The 6,876-nt window shown below is 71.0% G+C and carries 5 protein-coding genes and 1 pseudogene; 3 read left to right on the plus strand and 3 right to left on the minus strand.

The features are described 5' to 3' along the window. The first annotated feature begins 80 nt into the window (after positions 1-80). Positions 81-1,085 carry a GlxA family transcriptional regulator gene (locus ACWGIG_RS01310; protein ID WP_453319394.1) on the plus strand — a complete coding sequence of 335 codons (1,005 nt, stop codon included), beginning with the start codon at positions 81-83 and terminating at the stop codon, positions 1,083-1,085. A gap of 14 nt (positions 1,086-1,099) precedes the next feature. On the opposite strand, the gene ACWGIG_RS01315 is transcribed toward ACWGIG_RS01310, so the two are convergent. After that, positions 1,100-1,525 carry a DUF4345 domain-containing protein gene (locus tag ACWGIG_RS01315; RefSeq protein ID WP_453319395.1) on the minus strand — a complete coding sequence of 142 codons (426 nt, stop codon included), beginning with the start codon at positions 1,523-1,525 and terminating at the stop codon, positions 1,100-1,102. Positions 1,526-1,625: 100 nt separating this feature from the next. On the opposite strand from ACWGIG_RS01315, the gene ACWGIG_RS01320 reads away from it, so the two are divergent. Beyond that, entirely contained in the window at positions 1,626-2,267 is a 642-nt protein-coding gene (locus ACWGIG_RS01320) for a TetR/AcrR family transcriptional regulator (RefSeq protein WP_453319396.1), read from the plus strand. 173 nt (positions 2,268-2,440) lie between these two features. Then, entirely contained in the window at positions 2,441-4,462 is a 2,022-nt protein-coding gene (locus ACWGIG_RS01325) for a transglycosylase domain-containing protein (RefSeq protein ID WP_453319397.1), read from the plus strand. 39 nt (positions 4,463-4,501) lie between these two features. Here ACWGIG_RS01325 and ACWGIG_RS01330 read toward each other — a convergent pair. Then, a pseudogene (locus ACWGIG_RS01330) lies at positions 4,502-4,726 on the minus strand (MFS transporter); the annotation flags it as partial. A 315-nt stretch (positions 4,727-5,041) separates the two neighbouring features. Beyond that, a complete protein-coding gene (locus ACWGIG_RS01335) occupies positions 5,042-6,817 on the minus strand; it encodes an MFS transporter (RefSeq protein WP_453319398.1) in 1,776 nt (591 codons plus the stop codon). Between the last annotated feature and the right edge of the window lie 59 nt (positions 6,818-6,876).

Genomic DNA, 6,876 nt, shown 5'->3' on the forward strand with positions numbered 1-6,876 from the left:
ACAAGATCTCAGCGCGCAAGGGCCGAAGACAGTGGCAGCGGTGACGGCAACCACCAAATTCCTGCCATAGGCTCCGGAGCATGAACCCTGGTTCCGTCGCCGTCGTCGTGCCCGAGGACATCGCGGTCTCCTCGTGGGACCTGTACGAGCTGAGCATCCCCTGCACCGTGTTCGGAAAGCCGCAGGCCGACCTCGCCGACCCCTGGTACGACCTGCGGCTGTGCAGCGCGGGGGAGGAGGAGCCACGGCCGGACGACTGGGCGAGCAGAGCCGGACTGTCGCTGCGTACCCCTTACGGGCTCGACGACCTCGTGGGGGCCGACACCGTCGTCGTCGCCTCCGTGCCCGACGCCTGCGTCGAGGAGGGCAGACCACTCTCCCCGGCACTGATCACGGCACTGCGCCGGGCCCACGACGCGGGCGCCCGCATGGTCTCCCTGTGCACGGGCGCCTTCGCGCTCGCCGAGGCGGGCCTGCTCGACGGACGCCGCGCCACCGCCCACTGGATGCACACCGCCCAGCTCGCCGCCCGCTACCCGAAGGTGCGGGTCGACGACTCGGTGCTGTACGTGGACGACGGCGATGTACTCACCAGCGCGGGACTGTCGGCGGGACTCGACCTCTGCCTGCACCTCGTACGCCGCGACCTCGGCGCGCACGTCGCCAACCAGCTGGCCCGGCGGATGGTGGTGCCCGCCCACAGGCACGGCGGCCAGGCGCAGTTCATCGACCTGTCCGTGCCCGCCACCGACGCCGGGAGCCTGGGCCCGGTGCTGGACTGGGCCCGCGCCCACCTCGACGAGCCCCTGACCGTCGAGGAGCTGGCACGGCGCGCGGCCATGAGTCCGCGCACCCTGCACCGGCGGCTCCAGGCGGCCACCGGCACCACCCCGCTCCAGTGGCTCCTCAACCAGCGCCTCGCGCGCGCCCAGAGCCTCCTCGAATCGACGGACCTGCCGGTCGAGAAGATCGGCGGGCTGAGCGGCCTGGGCACGGCCAACAACCTCCGCCACCACTTCCTCAAGCAGATCGGGGTGTCCCCGAGCGACTACCGCCGGGCCTTCCCCGCCCGCCGTACGGGGTGACCGGGAGCGGCCCCTCACGCGCGCACCGGGTCGCCCTTCGGTCCGCCCGCCGCCGTCGCCGCGTGCCGCTTCTCGTCGGCGGTCGCCAGCCAGAAGTACACGGGCGGCAGGGCGAGTTCGATCACCAGCAGGACGATCTGGAACGAGTGCGGCCACCCGACGTCGGCGAGTGACAGCAGCCGGCCCGCCGCGCCCAGGAGGAAGATCCCCGCCAGGGCGCGTACGGCCGCCGCGGGTACCGGCTTCTGCCGGGCCACCCACAGCCAGGCGAGCCCGTACCCGGCGAAGATCGCGCCGAAGAAGCGGCCCAGGCTGTCGATGGTGGGGCCCGCGTCCTCCCCGCCGGGGACCGAGGCGTTGCCGACGACGATGTGGAACACGCCGATCGCCACGCAGGTCACGCCCATGATGCGGGCGAGCACTTTGAGAGCGGTGGACATGATGCAACCTCCTTTGTCCTGCGCCCTGTTGGCGCTTGGTTGACGTGTGTCCACCAAGGTAGTGGGGGTAAGTAGACATGTGTCAAGTAAGGTGGGTGCCGTGCCTTCCAGAACTCCCCGTGCGCCCCGTGCTTCCGGTACCCGCAAACGCCTCACCCCCGACGACCGCAGGGCCCAACTGCTCTCCGTCGGCGCGGAGCTCTTCGCCGCGCACGCCTACGACGACGTCCTGATGGAGAACGTCGCGGAAGCGGCCGGTGTCTCGCGTGCGCTGCTCTACCGTCACTTCGCCTGCAAGCGCGATCTGTTCGTGGCGATCTACCAGCAGGTGGCGGACAAGCTGCTCGCGCAGTCGCGGTTCGATCCGGCCGACACCCTGCACGAGCAGCTCGTCGAAGGGCTGGACGCCCACATCGCGTACTTCGCGGACCACCGCAACACCGTGATCGCGGCGAACCGCCTCCTGGCCGGTGACCGGCTCGTACAGACCGTCATCGCGAACGAACTCGACGCGCTGCGCGAGCGGGTGGTCGACGCGTTCGGCGTCACGGACCCGGGGCTCAGGGAGGCGATGTCGGCGGTCGTGAAGGGCTGGCTCGTCTTCGTACAGGTGATGTGCGTGGACTGGCTGGTCGACGAGACGTGCACACGGACGGAGTTGCGCGACGTGGCGATCGGGGCGCTGACGGGCGCGCTGGAGCCGCTGCTCAAGGGGTACGGGGGCGGGGCGGCCCCCCGCTGAACTCTGGGTGACCCCGCGCTGACCAGCGGTGGACCACCGGCCGACCCGCGCTGCCGAGAGGTATGACCACCCGTGCCGGACGGGTCACCGAGACAACCTGATCGCGATCCGGAACATCTCCTCTCACAAGCCCGCGCCACGAAGGAGCGGACTTGTGAACGAGGAGCTGACGCATGGCCCGACACTCCAGCCGCCCGAAACGCGGCCGTGGACTCCGGGGACTCCTGGGACTCCGTGCGCTCGGTGGCCGCCGTGGACTTCGTGCGCCCCGGGTCGACTACCCGCGCCGGGGGCGCAGCGGCTGGCGCCGCTGGATCCCCTCGCGCCTCCAGACACTGACCGGGTTCCTGCTCGGATTCGGTGCGGTGGCCGGGCTGTTCGCCTTCGTGTACGCCTCCGTCGACATCCCGGAGGAGAACGCCGAGGCGAGCCGGCAGGGCACCGTCTACTACTGGGCGGACGGCAGCCAGATGGTGAGCGTGGGCGCGGTCAACCGGCAGAACGTCACCCTCGCCGACATACCCGATTCCGTGGAACGCGCCGTCATCGCCGCCGAGAACGAGACCTTCTACTCCGACTCGGGGGTGTCGGTGAAGGGGATCGCCCGCGCGGTCGTCAGCGTGGTCAAGGGCGGCGAGACCCAGGGCGGCTCCACCATCACCCAGCAGTACGCGAAGAACACCTACCTCAGCCAGGAGCAGTCGGCCACCCGGAAGTTCCGGGAGTTCTTCATCGCGCTGAAGCTCAACAACAAGAAGTCCAAGGAGGAGATCCTCCAGGGATATCTGAACACCAGCTGGTTCGGCCGCGGTGCGAACGGCATTCAGGCGGCGGCGCACGCCTACTACGGAGTCCCCGCGAAGGACCTCGACCCCAGCCAGGCGGCACTGCTCGCGACCCTGCTCAAGGGGGCGGAGGAGTACGACCCCGCGGGCGAAGGCGGCAACCACCAACGCGCCGTCGCGCGCTGGAAGTGGATCCTCGACCGGCAGGTGGAGACCGGCACCATGACACAGGCCGAGCGGGACAAGTACCAGACGTTCCCCGAGCCCCGCAAGCTCGCCAAGCCGACCAGCCTCGGCGGCCAGACCGGCTATCTCGTCGACATCGCCAACAAGTACGTCAAGAAGCGCTCGGGCCTCACCGACAAGGACCTCGCCCGGGGCGGCTACCGGGTGCGCACCACCTTCGAGAAGACCAGGGTGCAGCAGCTGGAACGGGCCGTGCGGGGCGTGCAGCGGCGCGACCTCGACCCCAAGAAGCGCGAGGAGGACAAGCACGTCGAGGTGGGCGCAGCCTCCGTGCGGGCCGACGGGGCCGTGGTCGCGGTGTACGGCGGGGCCGACGCGGTCACCCACTTCGCCAACAACGCCGACACCGCGGGCGTCCCCGTCGGTTCGGCCTTCAAGCCCTTCGTCCTGGCCGCGGGCCTCCAGCACGGCGACGGGGTCACCCTGGAGAGCGGCTTCGACACCGCGGGGCGGCTGGTCACGGTCTCCGCGGGCGGGGTGCCCGTCCGCACGCCGGGCGGCGGCGTCACCGGCCCGGCGGCACGGGGCGCGACGCCGACGACCTTCTACGACGCGCTGCAGAAGCACGCGAACGCCCCCTTCGCGCAACTCGGCAAGCACATCGGGATGGCGAAGGTGAAGGACTTCGTGGTCCAGGCCGGGCTGCACGAGAAGAGCCTGGCCCGCCTGGACAAGTCCTTCCCCCTGGGCACGTCCACCCCGAGCGCGGTCAGGATGGCGGACGCGTACACCGCCTTCACCAACAACGGCATGCGGGCCGATCCCTACCCGGTGACCCGGGTGACCCGGGACGGCGAGGAGGTCGAGGGATTCGAGAAGCCCGAGCCGCAGCGCGCGATGGACGCCAAGGTGGCGGGCGACGTGAAGGCCGCTCTGGGCGGGGTGGCCTGGAAGGCGCTGGCGGACGACGGGAAGAACACCGCCGCGTTCATCAGGCCGGTGATGGGCAGCGACGTCTACGCGGGGTCGACCGGCAAGGACGACCGGATGAGGTCGGCCTGGTTCATCGGCACCACCGAAGGGCTCACCACGGCCGTCACGATGTTCCGCAGCAAGCCGGACACCCCCCAACTGCTGGGAATGCAGGACGTGGGCGGAACCGGCTCGGGACGCGGCAACGTCCTCCCGCTCCGGATCTGGAGCGCGTACGCCCTCGGCAAGTAGCCCCGGCGGCAAGTAGCTCCGGCGGCACGTAGCCCCGGCTCACAGGGCCGGGCGCCGGGTGCGCATCCGGACGTACGCGTACACGCACCCGGCCGGCGCGAGGTCGGACAGCAGCATGAAGCCGATCGAGTACGAGTCCTTGGCGCAGTGGACGGCGCCCATGAGCAGCGGCGGCACGAACCCGCCGAGGCCGCCCACGGCACCGACGATGCCGGTCGCGCTGCCCACCCGGGCCTGCGGTGTGACCTGCCAGACGAGGGCGAAGCCCCGCCTTTCGGGCGGGAACCAGGAGTTGACCAGCGGAACACCGATCGCGAACGTCGTGCCGCCGAGCCCGAGCTGAGGCCCAGCCGCTCCTTGTCACCGGCGGCCGGCGGCGCGCTCAGGTCCCAGGCCCAGAACGTGGGCGTGAACCCGATCGTCGCCACGAACAGATTGCGGTACGCGGCGGCCGACGGCCTGCGGTCGGTGTCCTCGGTCGCCTCGGTGTCCATACGGCCTGTGAAGACATCGGTCGGCACAGGAGCGCGGGGGACTGGGCCGTACGCAGTACCGCCGCAGTACCGCGCCCCCGTCGCGCTATCCCTGTGCGACGGGCTCGGCGGCCGGCTTCAGCGCCAGGTCCAGCCGCACCGGTCGGTCCTCGCCGTCGTGCGTGGCGGCCGACGCGCGCGGGGCGTGGCCCGCTGCCGTCGCCGCGAGGACGTACGGGCCGCCGGCCGGCACCGCGAGCGAGTAGTGGCCCCCGGTGTCGGTCAGCGCGGCGCCCGCCTGGCGGCCGTGCCGGTCGATCAGCGTCACCTTGGCGTGGGACACGGGTGCCCCCGCCGGGTCGAGGACCCGGCCGCGGAACGCCGCGAGCGCCTCCTCGGCACGCTCCAGGAGGGCGTCCTCCTCGCTGCTCGCCCGCAACTGCACGTGCTGTTGTACGGACTGCTGCGGTACGAGCTGCTGCACGACGGCCGCGCGCCGCTTGGGCAGGCACAGGGCGAACCCCAGGCCCACCACGACCGCGGCCGTGGCGATGAGGAAGGAGATGCGGAAGCCGTGCATCGTGGGGACCGCGACGCCGCCCACGTGGTGCGCCGTGTTGGCCAGCACCATGCCGATGACGGCCGACGACACCGAGGTGCCGATCGAGCGCATCAGGGTGTTGAGGCCGTTGGCCGCGCCCGTCTCGGACGGGTCGACCGCCCCGATGATGAGCGCGGGCAGCGACGAGTAGGCAAGGCCGATGCCCGCGCCGATGACCACCGAGATGAGAACCGTCTGCCAGGCGGCGCTCATCAGGCCGAGCCCGCCGCCGTACCCGATCGCGATGATCAGCATGCCCAGGATCAGGGTGACCTTCGGGCCGAACCGCGCCGACAGACGGGCGTAGAGGGGCGCGGTGAACATCATCGTCAGACCGAGCGGCGCGACGCACAGACCCGCGACGACCATCGACCGGCCGAGGCCGTAGCCGGTGGAGGACGGGAGCTGGAGCAGTTGGGGGAGCACCAGCGAGATCGCGTAGAAGGCGACACCGACCATGATCGAGGCGAGGTTGGTGAGCAGCACCTCGCGGCGGACGGTGGTGCGCAGGTCCACGAGCGGAGCCTTCTTGCGCAGCTCCATCACGCCCCAGGCGAGGAACACCACGAGCGAGGCGCCGAACAGACCCAGCGTGGTGGAGCTGCCCCAGCCCCAGTCGCTGCCCTTGGTGACCGGCAGCAGGAGCAGCACCAGGCCGAGCGCGAGCCCGAGAGCGCCCGCGACGTCGAAACCGCCCTTGGCCCGCAGCGGGCTCTCCGGTACGACGACGAGCGTCAGGACGATCGACACCACCCCGAGCCCTGCCGCACCGAAGAACAGCATGTGCCAGTCGGCGTGCTGGGCGACGAGCGCGGCGAGCGGCAGCGCGAGGCCGCCGCCCACGCCTATGGAGGAGGACATCAGTGCCATGGCCGAGCCGAGCTTCTCGGCCGGCAGCATGTCGCGCATCAGGCCGATGCCGAGCGGGATGGCACCCATCGCGAAGCCCTGTAGCGCACGGCCCGCGATCATCACGAGGAGCTGGTCGGTGAAGGCACAGACCAGCGAACCCACCACCATGACCGCGAGGCTGACGATCAGCATCCTGCGCTTGCCCGCGAGGTCGCCGAGACGGCCCATGATCGGGGTGGACACCGCACCCGCGAGCAGGGTCGCGGTCATGACCCAGGTCGCGTTCGACGGGGAGGTGCTCAGCAGCTCGGGCAGATCTTTGATCACCGGCACGAGCAGGGTCTGCATGACCGCGACGACGATTCCGGCGAAGGCGAGTACGGGGACGACGCCGCCTGTTCGGCGAGTGCTGGTCGTCGGCTGAGACATTGCGGAGGGCCTCCGGAAGGCGGTCTCGGGAACGGCGGGGACGCGCGGACGGAGAAGTC

The organism is Streptomyces sp. NPDC054863 (assembly GCF_053610825.1).

Coding starts and splice junctions, on each gene's coding strand:
- ACWGIG_RS01315 (WP_453319395.1), bottom strand. CDS start 1,525: ATGTCCACCGCTCTCAAAGTGCTCGCCCGCATCATGGGCGTGACCTGC.
- ACWGIG_RS01325 (WP_453319397.1), top strand. CDS start 2,441: ATGGCCCGACACTCCAGCCGCCCGAAACGCGGCCGTGGACTCCGGGGA.
- ACWGIG_RS01335 (WP_453319398.1), bottom strand. CDS start 6,817: ATGTCTCAGCCGACGACCAGCACTCGCCGAACAGGCGGCGTCGTCCCC.
- ACWGIG_RS01310 (WP_453319394.1), top strand. CDS start 81: ATGAACCCTGGTTCCGTCGCCGTCGTCGTGCCCGAGGACATCGCGGTC.